General features: G+C 65.2%; 17 protein-coding genes. 15 read left to right on the top strand and 2 right to left on the bottom strand.

Going from position 1 to position 16,958, the window contains the following annotated elements:
• The first annotated feature begins 28 nt into the window (after positions 1–28).
• The 15 genes from P9A17_RS21595 (at position 29) to P9A17_RS21525 (ending at position 14,710) form a co-directional block, all read left to right on the top strand.
• The gene (locus P9A17_RS21595) at positions 29–1,060 is read left to right on the top strand and encodes a glycosyltransferase family 4 protein (protein WP_278040781.1); all 1,032 of its coding nucleotides are present in this window, start codon (positions 29–31) and stop codon (positions 1,058–1,060) included.
• A gap of 77 nt (positions 1,061–1,137) precedes the next feature.
• Positions 1,138–3,213 (top strand): glycogen debranching N-terminal domain-containing protein, encoded by a 2,076-nt coding sequence (locus P9A17_RS21590; protein ID WP_278040780.1) that lies wholly within the window; start codon positions 1,138–1,140, stop codon positions 3,211–3,213.
• A gap of 423 nt (positions 3,214–3,636) precedes the next feature.
• Positions 3,637–4,092, top strand: coding sequence for an Hsp20/alpha crystallin family protein (locus tag P9A17_RS21585; RefSeq protein WP_278040779.1), 456 nt, complete (start codon positions 3,637–3,639; stop codon positions 4,090–4,092).
• An 8-nt stretch (positions 4,093–4,100) separates the two neighbouring features.
• Entirely contained in the window at positions 4,101–4,604 is a 504-nt protein-coding gene (locus P9A17_RS21580; protein WP_278040778.1) for a general stress protein, read from the top strand.
• Between the two features lie 3 nt (positions 4,605–4,607).
• Complete coding sequence (gene dnaK / locus P9A17_RS21575; RefSeq protein WP_278040777.1) at positions 4,608–6,503, top strand: molecular chaperone DnaK; 1,896 nt, start codon at positions 4,608–4,610, stop codon at positions 6,501–6,503.
• Positions 6,504–6,548: 45 nt separating this feature from the next.
• Entirely contained in the window at positions 6,549–7,025 is a 477-nt protein-coding gene (locus tag P9A17_RS21570; protein ID WP_278040776.1) for a nucleotide exchange factor GrpE, read from the top strand.
• Between the two features lie 6 nt (positions 7,026–7,031).
• Positions 7,032–7,940, top strand: a complete 909-nt coding sequence (locus tag P9A17_RS21565; RefSeq protein ID WP_278040775.1) for a DnaJ C-terminal domain-containing protein — start codon at positions 7,032–7,034, stop codon at positions 7,938–7,940.
• The gene (locus P9A17_RS21560) at positions 7,937–8,254 is read left to right on the top strand and encodes a chaperone modulator CbpM (RefSeq protein ID WP_278040774.1); all 318 of its coding nucleotides are present in this window, start codon (positions 7,937–7,939) and stop codon (positions 8,252–8,254) included. The genes P9A17_RS21565 and P9A17_RS21560 overlap by 4 nt, the downstream gene beginning before the upstream one ends.
• Positions 8,236–10,860, top strand: a complete 2,625-nt coding sequence (gene clpB, locus P9A17_RS21555; protein WP_278040773.1) for an ATP-dependent chaperone ClpB — start codon at positions 8,236–8,238, stop codon at positions 10,858–10,860. The genes P9A17_RS21560 and clpB overlap by 19 nt, the downstream gene beginning before the upstream one ends.
• A gap of 13 nt (positions 10,861–10,873) precedes the next feature.
• Positions 10,874–11,326: a thioredoxin gene (trxA, locus tag P9A17_RS21550; RefSeq protein ID WP_278040772.1), complete on the top strand. Its 453-nt coding sequence runs from the start codon at positions 10,874–10,876 to the stop codon at positions 11,324–11,326.
• Positions 11,323–11,586, top strand: coding sequence for a UBP-type zinc finger domain-containing protein (locus P9A17_RS21545; RefSeq protein WP_278040771.1), 264 nt, complete (start codon positions 11,323–11,325; stop codon positions 11,584–11,586). The genes trxA and P9A17_RS21545 overlap by 4 nt, the downstream gene beginning before the upstream one ends.
• On the top strand, positions 11,570–13,267 hold the full coding sequence (locus P9A17_RS21540) for a cyclic nucleotide-binding domain-containing thioredoxin-disulfide reductase (RefSeq protein WP_278040770.1): 1,698 nt from the start codon (positions 11,570–11,572) through the stop codon (positions 13,265–13,267). The genes P9A17_RS21545 and P9A17_RS21540 overlap by 17 nt, the downstream gene beginning before the upstream one ends.
• A 77-nt stretch (positions 13,268–13,344) precedes the next feature.
• On the top strand, positions 13,345–13,554 hold the full coding sequence (locus tag P9A17_RS21535) for a hypothetical protein (protein WP_278040769.1): 210 nt from the start codon (positions 13,345–13,347) through the stop codon (positions 13,552–13,554).
• Positions 13,555–13,819: 265 nt separating this feature from the next.
• Positions 13,820–14,257, top strand: a complete 438-nt coding sequence (locus P9A17_RS21530; RefSeq protein ID WP_278040768.1) for a MarR family transcriptional regulator — start codon at positions 13,820–13,822, stop codon at positions 14,255–14,257.
• A 33-nt stretch (positions 14,258–14,290) separates the two neighbouring features.
• Entirely contained in the window at positions 14,291–14,710 is a 420-nt protein-coding gene (locus P9A17_RS21525) for a hypothetical protein (RefSeq protein WP_278040767.1), read from the top strand.
• Between the two features lie 10 nt (positions 14,711–14,720).
• Here P9A17_RS21525 and P9A17_RS21520 read toward each other — a convergent pair whose 3' ends face one another.
• Entirely contained in the window at positions 14,721–16,298 is a 1,578-nt protein-coding gene (locus P9A17_RS21520; RefSeq protein WP_278040766.1) for a phospholipase D-like domain-containing protein, read from the bottom strand.
• Between the two features lie 84 nt (positions 16,299–16,382).
• A complete protein-coding gene (locus P9A17_RS21515) occupies positions 16,383–16,931 on the bottom strand; it encodes a CIA30 family protein (protein ID WP_278040765.1) in 549 nt (182 codons plus the stop codon).
• Positions 16,932–16,958: the final 27 nt, after the last annotated feature.

The raw sequence follows: 16,958 nt of genomic DNA, 5'->3' as shown, positions 1-16,958 counted from the left end.
GGGTGTCCCTCATTCCGACGATGGATCGATGAGACCCCGCACCTTGAGTGTCGGATTGTTGGCACCTCCCTGGGTGGCCGTGCCGCCGCCGGCCTATGGCGGCACGGAATCGGTGGTGAGCGAACTGGCGCGCGGACTGGTCGCCGAGGGACACGACGTCGTGCTCTACGCCACCGGCGACAGCACCGCACCCGTTCCGGTCCTCTACGCGCTGGAAACAGGCGCGTGGGATCGCGTCGGCGAGGGTGTCGTGGAACTGCCGCACGTCATGCGGGGTTACGAGGCGCTCGCCGGCTGTGACATCGTGCACGACCACACCCTGCTCGGGCCGGCCTGGGCCCTGGCGTGTGGGCACAAACGTGTTGTCACCACGTGTCACGGACCCTTCGACGGCGAACTGAGGGCCATCTACGGCCGCTACGGCAAGCAGATGCCGGTGATTGCGATCTCGCGGAATCAGGCCGCGAGCGCACCTGAAATCGCTGTCGACCGGGTGATCCATCACGGCATCGACCCCGACCGGTACCCGGTGGGCCGCGGTGACGGCGGCTATCTCTTGTTCCTGGGCCGGATGACGCCGGACAAGGGGGTTCGCGAAGCCGTGGCGATAGCGCGAGCGGCCGGTCAGCACCTGGTCATCGCTGCCAAGGCCCGCGAGGTGGCCGAACAGCGCTACTACGCCGAAGAGATCGAGCCGCTGCTCGATGACAGGGTGCACTATGTCGGCGAGGTGGCCGGCGAGATAAAGCTCGCATTACTGGGTGGCGCGTCGGCGCTGCTCAATCCCATTCAGTGGGCCGAGCCTTTCGGGCTCGTCATGATCGAGGCACTGGCCTGTGGAACGCCTGTGGTCGGCTGCCCCAACGGTGCCGCCCCGGAGATAGTCGACGATGGCCGGACCGGTTTCCTGTGCACAGAGTTCGCTGCGCTCGTCGAGGCCATTCACCATATTCCCGAGCTGAACCGCGCGGCCTGTCGGGCTGCGGTGTTCGATCGGTTCTCCACCTCGCGAATGGTGGCCGATCACATCTCTGCTTACCGAGACTTGTTGGCGCAGTGACATTTATCGACAGTGAGGAGTCTGCGGCGGGTGCCTGGGCATCCGGCGTCGGCCCACCCGTGACGACAGAAGCCGGCGTGGCCACTCTGCTTGAGGGGGCGACTTTCTGCATCTCGGCGGCGGGTGGCGATGTGCACCGTGACCGGCCCCACGGCCTGTTCGTCGCAGACACCCGGATCCTCTCGTGTTGGCGGCTGTCCGTGGACGGGCACTCCGTGGAAACGCTGTCCACTGTGGAGGACCCTGGTGAACCCTTCCGTGCAACCTTCATCGGTCGGTCGTCGCCCCGGGACTGCCTTGCCGACAGCACAATGCTGGTGTTACGCACGCGCGTCGTCGGCGATGGCATGCGTGAAGACTTCGTGCTGTGCAATCTCGGTCCGGAGCCGGTCGGGGTCATCGCGACCGTCGCCGTCGATGCGGACTTCGCTGACCTGTTCGCGGTGAAAGAGGGACGAGTGCGTCCTGTGCACGGACTCGCGGTCGAAATCGGTTCGACGTCTTTGACATTCATCCTCGCCGGTCCGGAGGACACTCGCAGCGTTGTCATCTCCGCCACGGGCGACCCGATCGTCACCGCCGGAAGATTCACCTTCCGTACCGTAATTCCCGCGCGGTCGCAGTGGTCGACATGCTTCGCCATCGAAGCGTCCGTCGGCGGCAGACGGTTCCAGCCCCGACACAACTGTGGGGAACCGATCGAGACAAGCGCACCCGCGCGCCGGTTACACGCGTGGCGTGTGTCGAATCCGCGAATCACCACCGCCGACAACGCATTAAAGAGGTCGGTCGAGATCGGCGCACGTGACCTCGGAGCCCTCCAGATCGAAGATCCGCGCCATCCTGACTGCCCGGTGGTAGCCGCTGGAGCACCATGGTTCATGGCGCTGTTCGGACGCGATTCGCTGTTGAGCGGATGGATGACACTCACCCTGGATCCTCGTCTGGCGCTGTGCACATTGCGTACCCTTGCCCGGCTCCAGGGTGTCCGCGTCGATCCGCTGACAGAGGAAGAACCTGGCCGAATATTGCATGAAGTCCGGTTCGGCCGAGAAGTAGCGTTGGCGCTGGGTGGCGGCACCACCTACTACGGCACAGCCGACGCCACCCCATTGTTTGTCATGCTCCTCGGTGAACTCGACCGGTGGGGCGGCCTACCCGACACTGACCGGGCTACTCTTGTCGCCGCCGCGGACCGGGCCTTGAAGTGGATCGGCGAATACGGCGACGCTGACGGGGACGGATTCGTCGAATACCGTCGGCACACCGATCGTGGGTTGTTCAACCAGGGCTGGAAAGACTCCTTCGACGGCATCACCCACGCCGACGGCCGAGTGGCGGTGCCGCCGATCGCGCTCTGCGAGGTACAGGCATACGTCTATGGCGCGTACCAAGCGCGTGCGGGGCTTGCCGAGTCCGACGGCGATGCCGCCACCGTCGAAAAGTGGCGCAGCAAGGCCGCGCGACTCAAGGAGGCGTTCAACCGCGCGTTCTGGATGCCCGAACAGCAAGCGTTCGCCTTGGCGCTCGATGGCGCCAAGCGGCAGGTCGATGCCGTCGCCTCCAATATGGGGCACTGCCTGTGGACGGGAATCGTCGATGCAGACAAGGCGGCGCCCGTGGCGGCGCACCTATGCGGGCCGACGCTGTGCTCAGGATTCGGGGTCCGCACATTGGCCTCCGATATGACCGCCTACAACCCGATGAGCTACCACAACGGCTCGGTGTGGCCCCACGACACGGCGATCGCTGTGGCCGGCCTGGCCCGTTACGGATTCATCACAGAGGCGCAACGGATTTCGATCGCGTTGATCGAGGCATCCGAACATTTCGGAGGACGACTACCCGAGTTGTTCTGCGGGTTTGACCGAGCGGAGTTTCCCATCCCCGTGCCCTATCCCACCTCATGTTCACCGCAGGCCTGGGCCGCCGCGGCGTCGCGACTGGTTCTTCGTAGTTTGCTTCAGCTGCACCCCGACGTTCCGCACAGGCAGGTGCGACTTTCCCCGGTACTGCCCGACCGATGGCTGCCGCTTCGAGTGGATAACCTGCCATTGGCCGCGACGCGGGTCGGGATCACCGTGGACGAGGATGGCGAGGTTGACGTTTCCGGTCTACCCGCCGAACTTCGGTTGGTGGCGAAGGAACTCTAGGCGTCATCTCGTCGAGACGTGCGAAATCAGGTCATTGTCACCCGCCAAACCGACTCGCGACGGGCCACTGTCCGACGCCGATCGGACGCGCAATCGATTCCACAACAGCGCCTTTGAGAATGACGCGCCCTGCGGATGGCCCCGCCGCGAGAACCGCTCGACAGCAGGAAATCGGCCTACCACATCGCGTCTGCGACCGGGTGTCTGCTCGCGGCGGGTACATGCCGATGCCGACGCCGGGAACGGGGATACGCCCACTCGTGCTGACAGGACCAATCGGGATGGACATTTCCGACTTGTCGGGAGCACGCGCTCACCGAATTTGCTTGCCAGTCTTGTTGTTCGGAGGTTCTGGTAGCCAGCACCGACAGCTGTCGGCTGCCTGAGCTTCCGGCCCAACAACCCTCGGCACCAGGAGTAACCATGGCTTTGATGCGATTCGATCCGTTCCGCGAACTGGACAGGTTGGCTGAGCAGGCGCTGGCCGGCGCGCGCACCGCGCACACGCTGCCCATGGAGGCCTTTCGACGCGGCGACCAATTCGTCGTCGCCCTCGATGTGCCGGGCATACACAGCGATGACATCGATGTCACCGTGGAGCGCAACGTCATCGAGATCACCGCGCGGCGCCGCCCGCTGCGCCAGGAGGGCGATGAACTGATCGTCGACGAGCGGCCTCAGGGCGAGTTCCGTCGCCAATTGTTCTTGGGCGACAACCTCGATGCGAACAAGCTCAGTGCGGCATGCGATAGCGGCGTGCTGACGTTGACCGTCCCGGTGTCAGAGGAGAGCAAGCCCCGCAAGGTGGCGATCGGCACGGCCGACGAAGGCCAGCACGCCATACACACGCAATCCGCACCGCAAACCGTGGATGCGTAGGAGTAGTGATGGTTGAACATTCGACAGTCGCGAATTCGGCGGTGCGGCGCAACGAACCCGCTCGCCAGGTGATCGCCACCTTCGACAACTACGCCGACGCCGAGCGAGCGGTCGATTACCTGTCCGACCAACGGTTCGAGGTGAACCGGTTGGCGATCGTGGGCCGCGATCTGGAGTACGTCGAACAGATCCTGGGCCGCCTGAACTACGGCGGTGCCGCGCTGCGCGGTGCCGGATCCGGCGCCGTCGTGGGCGCGCTGTTCGGTTGGATCTTCGGGCTGTTCAGCTGGATTGAGCCGATCATCTCCGCCCTGATGCTGGCCGGCTACGGCCTGCTCTTCGGTGCTGTCTTCGGTGCCTTGATGGGCCTGCTGATCCACGCGCTGCAAGGCGGTCGCCGCGACTTCCGCTCCGTCAGCGCGCAAGTGCCCCGCCACTACGACCTCGTCGCCGACGTCGAAGTGGCAGACCGCGCACTCCAACTGCTCACCAGCAACAACCGAAAGGCATAGACCATGGCGACAGCGGTAGGCATCGACCTGGGCACCACCAACTCGGTAATCGCCGCCTGGCAGGGCGGGGAACCGATCGTGATCCCCAACGCCGAAGGAGCGCGCACGACGCCGTCGGTGGTGGCTTTCACCGAAAGCGGCGAGCGGTTGGTCGGGCAGTTGGCCAGACGCCAGTCGATCATGAATCCCAAAGGGACCATCTATTCGGCGAAGCGCTTCATCGGGCGCCGCTTCGACGAAATCTCCGAAGAAGCGAAGGCGGTCAGCTTCGATGTTGTCGAGGGCGACGGCGGCGCCGCGCGCTTCGACGTGCGCGGCAAGAAGTACTCGCCTGAGGAGATCAGCGCGCTGGTGTTACGCAAACTCGTCGACGATGCCGGCAAGTTCCTCGGTGAGCGGGTCACGGAAGCGGTGATCACGGTCCCGGCGTATTTCAACGACGCTCAGCGCAACGCCACCAAGGACGCGGGCCGAATCGCCGGGTTGGAGGTGCTGCGGATCATCAACGAGCCCACTGCCGCTGCTCTGGCCTACGGACTGGACAAGAAGGGGCACGAGACGGTGCTCGTCTTCGACCTCGGCGGCGGCACGTTCGACGTGAGTCTGCTCGACGTAGGCGACGGGGTGGTCGAAGTGCGTGCCACGTCTGGTGATTCGCACCTGGGTGGTGACGACTTCGATCGCCGGCTCGTCGACTATCTCGCCGACGAGTTCCAGCGCGCAGAGAACATCGATCTGCGCAAGGATGCGCAGGCGCTGCAGCGGCTTTTCGAAGCGGCTGAGAAGGCGAAGGTCGAACTGTCGTCGGTCGCGCAGACGCAGGTCAATCTGCCGTTCATCACCGCTGACGCCGCCGGACCGAAGCATTTGACCACCACGATCATGCGATCGAAGTTCGAGGACCTGACCGCGGACCTGGTGGAGCGGACGATGGGTCCAGTCAAGCAGGCGATGAGCGACGCCAAGATGAGCGCCAACGACATCGATGAGGTCATCCTCGTGGGCGGTTCCACTCGGATCCCCGCAGTCCAAGCCCTGGTGCGTCGACTCACCGGCGGCAAGGACCCCAACATGAGCGTGAATCCCGACGAGGTGGTCGCGCTCGGGGCCGCCATCCAGGCCGGTGTGCTCAAGGGGGAGGTCTCCGACGTCCTGCTGCTCGATGTGACACCTTTGTCGCTCGGTGTGGAGACCGCCGGCGGGCTGATGACCAAGATCGTCGAGCGGAATACCACCATCCCTGTACGGCGAAGTGAGGTGTTCACCACTGCGGCCGACAACCAACCGGCCGTGGACATCGTTGTGCTGCAGGGCGAACGGGAACTTGCACGGGACAACCGGGTGCTCGGTCGATTCAAGCTGGAGAACATCAGACCGGCGCCCAGAGGTGAGCCGCAGATCGAAGTCATCTTCGATATCGACGCCAACGGAATCCTGCACGTCACCGCACGGGACAAGGACACTGGCGCCGAGCAGAGCATCACCATCAGCGAGCAGTCGAACCTCGACAAGAGCGAGGTCGAGCGAATGCTCGCCGACGCCGAGGCGAACCGGCGCGAGGACGAGCAACTGCGCGAGGCGGTCGAGGCGCGTAACACGCTCGACTCGACGGCATACCAGGTGGAGCGGCGGCTCGCGGAATTGGGGGACTCGGCGGCGCCGCATGATCGGGCACGCGCCGAGTTGTTGATCGCCGACGCGCGCCAAGCCGTCGCCGAAGACACACCGTTGGACCGCGTGCAGTCCCTGACATCTGAGCTGCAGCAGGTGCTCTACGGCCTGCAGCCGGTGGCGTCCGGAGGCGGTAACAGCAACGGGACCGGGCAAACCTCCAGCAATGGCCACGGCGCGCCCGTCGGTGACGACGACGTGGTCGACGCCGAGTTCGACCGGGGCTGAGCCGCAATGGGCAGCCCCGCAGAAGAGTCCGAGACCGAGGACCGGATGACCCAGAACACGTCTGAAGCTGTTGCTACCCAAACTGATTCGGATGAAGAGCTGGCGAAGCTCGAGGATCGTTGGCGGCGCTCCGTGGCCGATCTGGACAATTTGCGCAAGCGGTACGCGCGCGAGCTGGCCCACGAACGAGCCACGGAAAGGTCCAGAGTGGCCGGGGCGTGGCTGCCGATCGTGGACAACCTGGAGCGGGCGCTCGGACATGCCGACGAACAGTCGGACGCGGTCGTCGCGGGCGTGCGAAACATCCTCGAGCAAGCGCTGCAGGTCCTCGAGCAGCTCGGCTATCCGCGAGATGCGGAGGCAGGGATGCCCTTCGACCCGGAGCGCCACGAGGTGGTCGGTGTGGTGGAGCAACCGGACAGCGCGCCCGGGACGGTCGTGGAAGTTCTGCGACCGGGCTACGGCGAAGGTTCGAGGCAGCTTCGGCCGGCGGCCGTGGTGGTCTCCCGACGCGGGGAGTGATCTCCAGTGGCCCGCGACTACTACGAGGTGCTCGGCGTGTCGCGGGACGCCTCCGCCGATCAGATCCAGCAGGCGTTTCGCACACTGGCCCGCAAGCACCACCCCGACGTCAACAAGGATCCCGGCGCGGAGGACCGATTCAAGGAGATCAACGAGGCCTACCACGTACTGGCAGACCCCGAGACCCGCAAGCGCTACGACCGATTCGGTGAGGACTTCCGCCAGGTCCCCGAGGATTGGGAGGACGGGGTGGGCGCCGGTGTGGGCGGTTTCCGTGGAGGGCGACCTTCCGGCGCACGGGTGCGCTACGGCCAGGGCGCCGGCGGCGGCATCAACATCGAAGACCTCTTCGGCGACATATTCGGTGGTAGTGGTGGTTTCGGGCCGATTCCGGGCGCTGATCAGGAAGCGGTGTTGGAGCTGACCGTCGAGGAGGCGTACCGGGGCGGTAAACGGCAACTCTCGTTGGATGGTCGCAACTACACGGTGAACATTCCCGCGGGCGTTCTCGACGGCCAACGGATCCGGCTGGCGGGAGAGGGCGGCCGAGGCAGCGGCAATGGACCGGCCGGAGATCTGTACCTGGTGGTGCGCATCAAGCCGCATCCCCGGTTTCGGCTCGACGGACGCGACATCACCGTCGATCTGCCGGTGTCGCCGTGGGAAGCGGTATTGGGCACCACCGTCGCCATCAGCACTCCGGGCGGCGAAGCGAAAGTGAAAGTGCCGCAGGGCTCCTCGACCGGTCGACGATTGCGGCTGCGCGGCGAAGGTATGCCCAACCCGCGCGGTGGCGCAGGCGACCTCTACGCCGAGATCAAGGTGATGGTGCCGGCCAAACCCACTGAACGGGAACGTGAGCTCTTCAAGCAACTGGCCGCCGAATCCACCTTTGACCCCAGGAGGTCACGATGACCGCTCCGCGCTACGTGCTGGCGCGACGACCGGGCATGCAGCTCGACGCCTTCGCGCAACGGTGCGGACTACACCCCGACATGGTGCGCCGTCTGGTGGCGCTGGGTCTGGTCGCGTGCCAACCGGATGCCCGCGGGCAGCTGCGGTTCTCGCCGTCCGCGTTGGCCACCGTCGGGCGCATCCAGCGCCTGCGAACCGGCCTGGGTCTGAACTACGCAGCGATCGGGCTGGTGCTCGATCTGCTCGACCGCATCGACGAACTGGAATCGTCATCTCGCCGAAGGAGGACATCGCTGTGGACATCAACAAGCTGACGCAGAAGTCGCAGGAGGCGTTGGCCGAAGCGCAGGCCATCGCGACCCGGATGGGCCATACCGAGGTCGACGGTGAACACCTGTTGATGGCTCTGATCGACCAGCCGGAGGGCCTCGTACCGCGTCTGCTCGATCACACGGGTGCCGACACCGCGGCACTGCGCGCCGACCTGGAACGCGAGTTGGATCGGCGCCCGAAAGTCGGCGGCCCTGGTGCCACACCAGGCCAGGTCTCCATCACCAGGCGCCTGGCGAACCTGCTCGAGGCCGCCGAGCGGGAGGCCAAGCGGCTCAAGGACGAGTACGTGTCGGTGGAGCACCTTGTCATGGCACTCGCCGAAGAGGGTTCAGCTAGTGGCGCTGGACGAGTACTGTCCTCGCACAACGTAACTCGGGATACCTTCCTGGCTGCGCTGACCAAGGTGCGGGGTAACCAGCGGGTCACCTCCGCGACCCCGGAGGGGTCCTACGAAGCGCTGCAGAAGTATGGTCGCGACCTGGTCGCCGAAGCCCGCGCCGGCAAGCTGGACCCGGTTATCGGACGTGACGCAGAAATCCGCAGGGTGACCCAGATCCTCAGCCGCAAGACCAAGAACAACCCGGTGCTCATCGGCGACCCCGGCGTCGGCAAGACCGCGATAGTCGAGGGGCTTGCCCAGCGCATCGTCCGGGGCGACGTCCCAGAAGGTTTGCGCGACAAGACAATATTCTCTCTCGACATGGGCTCGTTGGTGGCAGGGGCAAAATACCGAGGTGAATTCGAGGAGCGGTTGCAGGCTGTGCTGTCCGAGGTGAAGGCGGCCGAAGGTCATATCCTGCTGTTCGTCGACGAGTTGCACACGGTCGTCGGCGCCGGGGCGACGGAGGGGTCGCTGGATGCGGGCAACATGCTCAAGCCGATGCTCGCCCGCGGGGAGCTGCACATGATCGGTGCCACCACCCTCGACGAATACCGCAAACACATCGAGAAGGACGCCGCGCTGGAGCGCCGTTTCCAGACCGTGCTTGTCGACGAACCCGACGTCGAGGACACCGTGTCGATTCTGCGCGGCCTGCGTGAGCGCCTCGAGGTGTTCCACGGGGTGAAGATCCAGGATGCCGCGCTGGTGGCCGCGGCGAGTTTGTCGCACCGCTACATCACCGACCGCTTTCTGCCCGACAAGGCGATCGACCTGGTTGACGAGGCGTGCGCGCGGCTACGCACCGAAATCGACTCGATGCCGGCAGAGTTGGATGAGATCACCCGTCGCGTCACACGGCTGGAAATCGAGGAGGCGGCACTCGCGAAGGAGACGGACGCGGCCAGCAAGTCCCGTCTGGAGGAACTGCGCAGAGAACTGGCCGATCTGCGAGCGGAGGCTGACGCCAAGCACGCGCAGTGGGATGCGGAGCGGCAGGCAATCAAGCGGGTGCAGGAACTGCGGGGCCAACTCGAGCAGCTGCGGCACGAGGCCGAAGAAGCCGAACGCAACTATGACCTCAACCGGGCGGCCGAGTTGCGCTACGGCCAGATCACCGAACTGGAACGCAAACTGGCTGCGGCCGAGGAACAGCTGAAGTCCAAACAGGGCGAGACACGTTTGTTGCGTGAGGTCGTGACCGAGGACGAGATCGCCGAGATCGTGGCCGCGTGGACCGGCATACCTGTGGCGCGATTGCAGGAGGGTGAGCGGGAGAAGCTACTGCGGCTCGACGAGATACTGCACGAGCGGGTGATCGGTCAGGATGAGGCGGTCCAGCTGGTCGCCGATGCGGTGATCCGGGCCCGCTCCGGAATCCGGGATCCGCGCCGCCCGATCGGCTCGTTCATCTTCCTAGGACCCACCGGGGTCGGTAAGACCGAACTCGCCAAGACGCTGGCTGCCGCGTTGTTCGACAGCGAGGACAACACGGTCCGGCTCGACATGAGCGAGTACCAGGAGCGGCACACGGTGAGCCGATTGGTCGGTGCGCCACCGGGATACGTGGGCTACGAAGAGGGCGGCCAGCTCACCGAAGCCGTGCGTCGTAAGCCCTACTCGGTGGTGCTGCTCGACGAGATCGAAAAGGCCCACACCGACGTGTTCAATACTCTGTTGCAGGTGCTCGACGACGGCCGGCTCACCGATTCACAGGGACGCCAAGTCGACTTCCGCAACACGGTCGTCATCATGACCTCGAACATCGGCTCTCCTCATCTTCTCGACGGTGTCACCGCGGACGGGGAGATCAAACCCGACGCCCGTGACCGGGTGATGGCCGAGCTGCGAGGACACTTCCGGCCCGAGTTCCTCAACCGCGTCGACGACATCGTGCTGTTCACCCCCCTGTCGATGACCCAGCTCGAGAGGATCGTCGAACTACAGCTGGCTGAGCTCCGGGATCGGTTGGCGGAACGGCAAATCGAGCTTGATATCACCCCAGACGCTCGCCGGATGATCGCCGAGCACGGATACGATCCGGTGTATGGGGCGCGGCCGCTGCGCCGCTATATCGCCCACGAGGTCGAGACGAAGATCGGCCGGGCGCTGCTCCGCGGTGACATCGCCGCCGGTGGCACGATTCGCGTCACCGTGGACGGCGGCGAACTCGCCGTGAGTTATTCGGAACCGGCCGTCGCGGCCTGACACAGGAGACGTCATGGAATCAGAAATCGTGACATGTCCGCACTGCGGAAAACGCAATCGGGTACCCGCGGCGGCCGAGGGGTTGCCCCGGTGCGCCAACTGCCACCAATGGCTGCCCTGGATCGCCGCTGCCGGTGACGCGGACTTCGACGATGCTGTCGAAAAGTCCTCTGTTCCAGTACTTGTCGATTTGTGGGCGAGCTGGTGTGGACCGTGCCGCATGGTGAGTCCGGCGCTGGAGCAGCTCGCCGGGGAGCGCGCCGGTCGACTCAAACTGGTCAAGGTCGACGTGGACAAGGCGCCGGCGATTTCGCAACGGTTCACTGTCCAGTCGGTGCCGACACTCCTGCTCTTGGAACACGGGCAAGTGCTTGCCCGTCAGTCGGGCGCGGCCCCCGTTGCGGCCCTGCGTAATTGGCTGGACCAAGTGTTGTCAGCTGATAGCAAGAAGGAGGCACGGCCATGACATCGGTTGGTGTAGATCCAGACGTCGTAGCGATTCGCCCGGTGCGCCCACGCACAAAGGGCTGCGAGGAGTGTCTTCGGCTGGGCACGCCGTGGGTGCATCTGCGGTTGTGCCTGACGTGCGGGCAGGTCGGCTGCTGCGACTCATCACCGATGCGACATGCCAGGGCGCACGCGCACACGCATGCCCACCCGATCGTGCGGTCCATGGAACCGGGGGAGACGTGGAGATGGTGCTATGTCCATGAAAATTTTGTCTGAGGCCGGCACCGACCAGCCCGCATCGACTCCGCTGGCGGAAACTCCCGACCTGCACGGCGCGTATCCGTGCCTGTCCGACGATCAAATTGCCGTCCTCGAGGCGGGAGGTGCCCGGCGCACCGTCGACACCGGGGACACACTGGTCCGCGAGGGTGAGCGCTCCGACTACTTCTTCGTGATTCTGTCAGGCAAGGTAGCGGTCATTGCGACCGACGAGGCCGGCGATCGGCACGTGATCCGAGTGCATGGCCCCGGGCGGTTCCTCGGAGAGTTGGGCGATCTCGAAGGTCAAGCCGCGTTCTACACCGCCGAAGTGGTGGAACCTGGCGAAGTGCTCGCGATACCGAACGAGCGAGTGCGGGCACTGGTCGCTCACGATCCGGTCCTCAGTGACCTCATCCTGCGTGCGTACCTGTTGCGCCGCTCGCTGCTGATCCAGGATGGATCAGGATTTCGGATCATCGGTTCCTCTTATGACCCCGATACCGTGCGACTGTGCGAGTTCGCTGCACGAAACCGGTTACCGCACAGGTGGATCGACCTCGAACGCGACAAGCAGGCCGAGCGACTGATGCAGCGATTCGGCATATCACCGCAGGATGCCCCGGTGGTGATCTGGGGCGGTGATGTGCTGCGTAATCCGAGCACAGCCGAACTGGCCCGCCGCGTCGGGCTGCCGGTTGCCGACACGGCACCCACCGAGTGCGACGTCGTCGTGGTGGGGGCCGGGCCGGCCGGACTGGGTGCGGCCGTGTATGGCTCGTCGGACGGTCTTATCACGGCGGCACTGGAGCGGATCGCCACCGGTGGGCAGGCCGGAACGTCATCGAGAATCGAGAATTATCTCGGATTCCCTGGCGGAATCTCGGGTGCCGACCTGGCCGAACGGGCGATGCTGCAAGCCGGCAAGTTCGGCGCACGGATCACGGTCGCCGCCGAGGTCACCCAGCTGGAATCCGACAGCGGGCACCACATGCTCCACCTCGCGGACCACTCGACGGTGATCGCCCGGGCCGTTGTGCTTGCCACGGGAGCGCGTTATCGCAGGCTCGCTGTGCCGGGAATCGAAGAGTTCGAGGGTAAATGCGTGTACTACGCCGCCACCTATCACGAGGCGTTGATGTGCGGTACAGGGCCGGTCGTGATTGTCGGCGGGGGTAACTCCGCGGGACAGGCGGCGGTCTTCCTCGCCGAGCGGGTTTCTCGGGTGTATCTGGTGATTCGTGGCGACGACTTGAACAAGGACATGTCCCGATATCTCGTCGACCGGGTGAGCCAGCATCCCCGCGTTAAGGTGCGGCTGTGCACCGAGGTTCGGGAGGTGCACGGAGATCACTCACTCACCGAGGTGGTTGTCGAAGACAACCGGACGGGCGAGCGGCAGTCGCTCCCGGCCCGTGCCCTGTTCGTCTTCATCGGTGCCGTTCCCAACACCGCGTGGCTCGCCGGTGCGATCAAGCTCGACGACCACGGCTTCGCGGCGACCGGTGCGGCTGCCCTGTATACGGATATCGATAGCAAGAACGGGCAAAGGTCGCGCCGGCCGATGATGCTGGAGACCAGTCGACCGGGCGTGTTTGCGGCGGGAGATGTGCGCAGCGGCTCGGTCAAGCGAGTGGCTTCGGCGGTCGGAGAAGGGTCTATGGCCATCCGACAGATCCACGAGTACTTCGGGACGTAGGCCGCAGATTCTCACTGGCAACGACAATCGCCAAGCCGGTCAGGAGCGGTCGCATGCGGCACGAACAGGGAGCAATCATGAAAAGCGCCAGGGATATATCGCCCACCGACGACAAGCCCGAGGCCGATGTGGCAGAACAGCAGATCCCCGTCGATCCGAGCGCCGACGAGTCAGAGCTCGATGTGGCGTACATCGCCGGCCGCATCGACGCGGAGGCCAACCCGTCCGACGTGATCGAACAGGCCATCGCCGTCTCGCTCTCCGAGGATGACGACCCACTGCAATGAGTTGGTTGTCTCGCGAGGCTCCGCAACACCACCGTGTCGAAGATTGCGGTCTCGCGTGCGGTCACACCGGTGGACCCTTCTGGACGATGTCATGAGTGTTCTGCGGCATGTGGCCGTCGTGGACGCGATTGCTGACCCATGTCGAACTCGGGCGCGCACGGACATCGCGGGCACTCGAGAGTGAGATGGTAGCCCGTGCGCGGCGTGACCCCGGGCGCGTCAAATCGATTGTGCGCAATTTGACCGCGTGCGATACGATGCCGGCATGGTCGGCCCCCGCCTTGACGAGCAACTGTGCTTCGCTCTCTACTCGGCGTCGCGGGCGGTCACCGCCGCGTATCGGCCGCTGCTGGACGAGGTGGGCCTGACGTACCCGCAATACCTTGTGCTGCTGGTGCTTTGGGAGGACGAACCCTGCACGGTCGGGCATCTCGGAGAGCGGCTGCATCTGGACTCGGGCACGCTGTCTCCCCTGCTCAAACGCCTCGAATCAGCCGGCCTCGTCCAACGGCGGCGAAGCGCGACGGACGAGCGGCGAGTCGACATCACCCTCACCCCCGAGGGCCGGGCACTCGAGGACCGGGCGGCGTGCATTCCCGATCGACTCCTCGGGTCGAACGAGTCGGCCGCAATCGAGCTCGCGGCCTTGCGCGACGCCCTGCATCTGATCACCGCGGAATTGCACGCCCGCAGCGCCACGTAACGCTTCACATCCACTGCGACGAGAGGTCCACCCATGTCCGAATTGCCTCCGCCACCACCGACCACCCGTGCCCGTACTGTGGGCAGATTGGTGTTGGCCGGTGCGATGATCTTCGCCGGCTTCAGCCATTTGTTCTGGGCGCGTGAGGAATTCCAGGCGCAGGTACCTCAGTGGGTGCCGATGGACGCCGACGGGGTCGTCATGGCTTCAGGTGGCGTCGAGATCACTCTCGGTGTGGGTCTGGCACTCCTGAACCGGGATCGCGTCCTCGTGGGCAGGCTGTTGGCGGCATTCTTCATCCTGATCTTTCCGGGCAATATCGCCCAGTACCTGAATCATGCCGACGGATTCGGGCTCGACAGCGACACCAAGCGCCTCGTCAGGCTGTTCTTCCAGCCGGTGCTCATCGCCTTGGCACTGTGGGCGACGGGAATTCCGCGCTCGAAGCGGTGAGTGCGTGAGGTCAGCCGTCCGGGTTGTCGCGCAGAGATTCCGCGACACTCTTCAACGCCGCCGTGGCGTCGGACAGTGACCGCACGGTCGAGACTGCCTGTGGCGCAAGCCGGGTCAGCGGCCACAGTGCGGCGCCGGTGACGAGGGTGAGTACGCCTCTGGCCACCGACGCCGGCACACTCGGCGGGTCCATCAGATCGTTTTCGGCGAAGGGACCGGCGTCGGCTGATGTCTGGGTCGGGGTGAACTTGCGCAGCGACCGACCGATGCCTCGCAACGAGTCGACAGCGGCGAGAAGGGAACCGCAGCTTTCGATTTCGGCTCGCAGGATGTCGACGGAAACGCCGAGGTGCTCGGCCAGCAGATCATCTCTGGCGTAGGCGATCTCCCTGGCCACCATCGCGTGGTCCGTCGCGCCGGGCGCCGCTTCCATCGCGATATCGCATTCGCTGTCGAATCCCAGCGACCGGTTGTTGAGATTCGACGAGCCGATTCGCAGGAGCCGGTCGTCGACGACCATCACCTTCGAGTGGATGTAGACCGGAACGCCGCCGGCGGCCACCGGCCAGTACACACCCAGGCGGCCGTGGACGTCGGCGTCCCACAGCAATCGAAGAAGGCGCTGCCTGGCGCTGTCCATCGACTGCTGCTCCAGCCTGCTCTCCGAACTTCGAGGCAGGACGATGATGACCTCTGGACCGTCCGGTTCCTGGAGTCGCTCGGCGAGCGCCAAGGCCAGGGCGCGGGCAGCCAGATACTGGTTCTCCAGATAGATGATCTTCTCGGCGGCGGCGACAGCGGCCATGTTGAGTGCCTCGATCTCCCGCACCTCCTCGCGTTGCGGGAGTGCAGGCAGCGTCCTTGCTATGCCGATCTCTATGTCACGCAACGGTTCCCGGACACCACGCGGCCATATCCTGCGCCGCTGCGTGATCGGCTCGAGCGCTTCGCCGGTGGCGGCGTGCCAGCGGTAGCGGGCCTGTTCGGCGAGCGCGCGCGCCGCATCACCGTCACAGACGGTCGCTACCTCATGCCGCGGGCCGTAGGGCTGCCCTGCACCCTTCCTGCGCGGGTCGTCGCCGAGGTGCTCCCGGGTATCCCACCGGCCCAGCGTGAGGTCGATGCCGCCGCAGAATGCCACCGCGTCATCGACAACCACGATCTTCTGATGGTGGACTGCGCCGGGTGGATGTGCGCCGTCGACCGCGAAGTGCATACGCGGAGAGGTGATGACATTCAGGAGACCTACCGGCGCAATACCGAACCAGAAGCCGTCAAAAGCCGCCAGCAGCCGCAGATTCGACTTCAGCAGATACACCTGCAGGTCGGGCCGCCGCCATACCAGCCAATGAAGAAACGGCCCGAGGTGATTGGGCCCCGGCAGTGAGTCCCCGTCGGCTTCGAACGCCGTCCGGTAGTCGAAATCCCAGCCGATCAACATGATCCGATGCTTCGCGCGCAGCATCGCCGACTTCACGTCCGCGAGGTAGTCGGCTCCGTCGACGATGCGACTGAAGCGATCCGCCCGCGCAGTTCGCCAGCAGGTGTCGCCGGGCCGCAGAATTCTTTCGTCAGAGGTGGTGCGCATGGTGTGTCCTCACGCCGTCCGTGCATCTGTGAGTTCAGTCGCGCGCCGGCGCCGCAACCGAACGTTGTCTCACCGTGTTGTGCCTCACAGGGCGTCGATCGCGCTGACTGTGAGTTCGAACGGGCCCTGCTGTTTGTCGAGAATGTAGACCGACACCTGGCTGATGCGCGATGGATCCAGGGTCTGTGGTGCTTCGGGCGCCGGATCGAGGCGCATGCCCACCGGTTCGAACTCCGCGACGGGCAGGTCGTAGACGTGGCCGACGGCCGCCTCGGTGCGGAAACGCTGAATGTAGGACCAGGGCTGGCCTTCGTTGCCGACCTTCAACAGGTAGGTCTTACCGTCACCGACGGCGTGGACACGAATCGACGTCGAGCCCGTCGCCCGTAGTCCGATATCAGGGTCCTGGGGACTGCGCGCCGAGGCGAACCCGCCGTTGTTCTGCAACGAGACATCACCGGAGAAGACGAGGCCGCCGTCTCCGACTGCGACGCTCGACGTGGACAAACCGCCCATGACGGGGTCGTTGACGGTGGTCCAACCGGCGACCGCGGTCGGGTTGCCGAGGTCGACGAGCTCATGCGCATCGGGAGACGATGCGGCAGTGCCGCACGATGCGCTCACGAGTGTCACGCATGCGAGCGTGGCGAGGGGTCGAGG

Source organism: Mycobacterium sp. 236(2023), from assembly GCF_029623955.1.
Classification (GTDB): domain Bacteria; phylum Actinomycetota; class Actinomycetes; order Mycobacteriales; family Mycobacteriaceae; genus Mycobacterium.
Note: the sequence above shows the minus strand (reverse complement) of the source record. Positions and strands in the feature narration are given on the sequence as shown.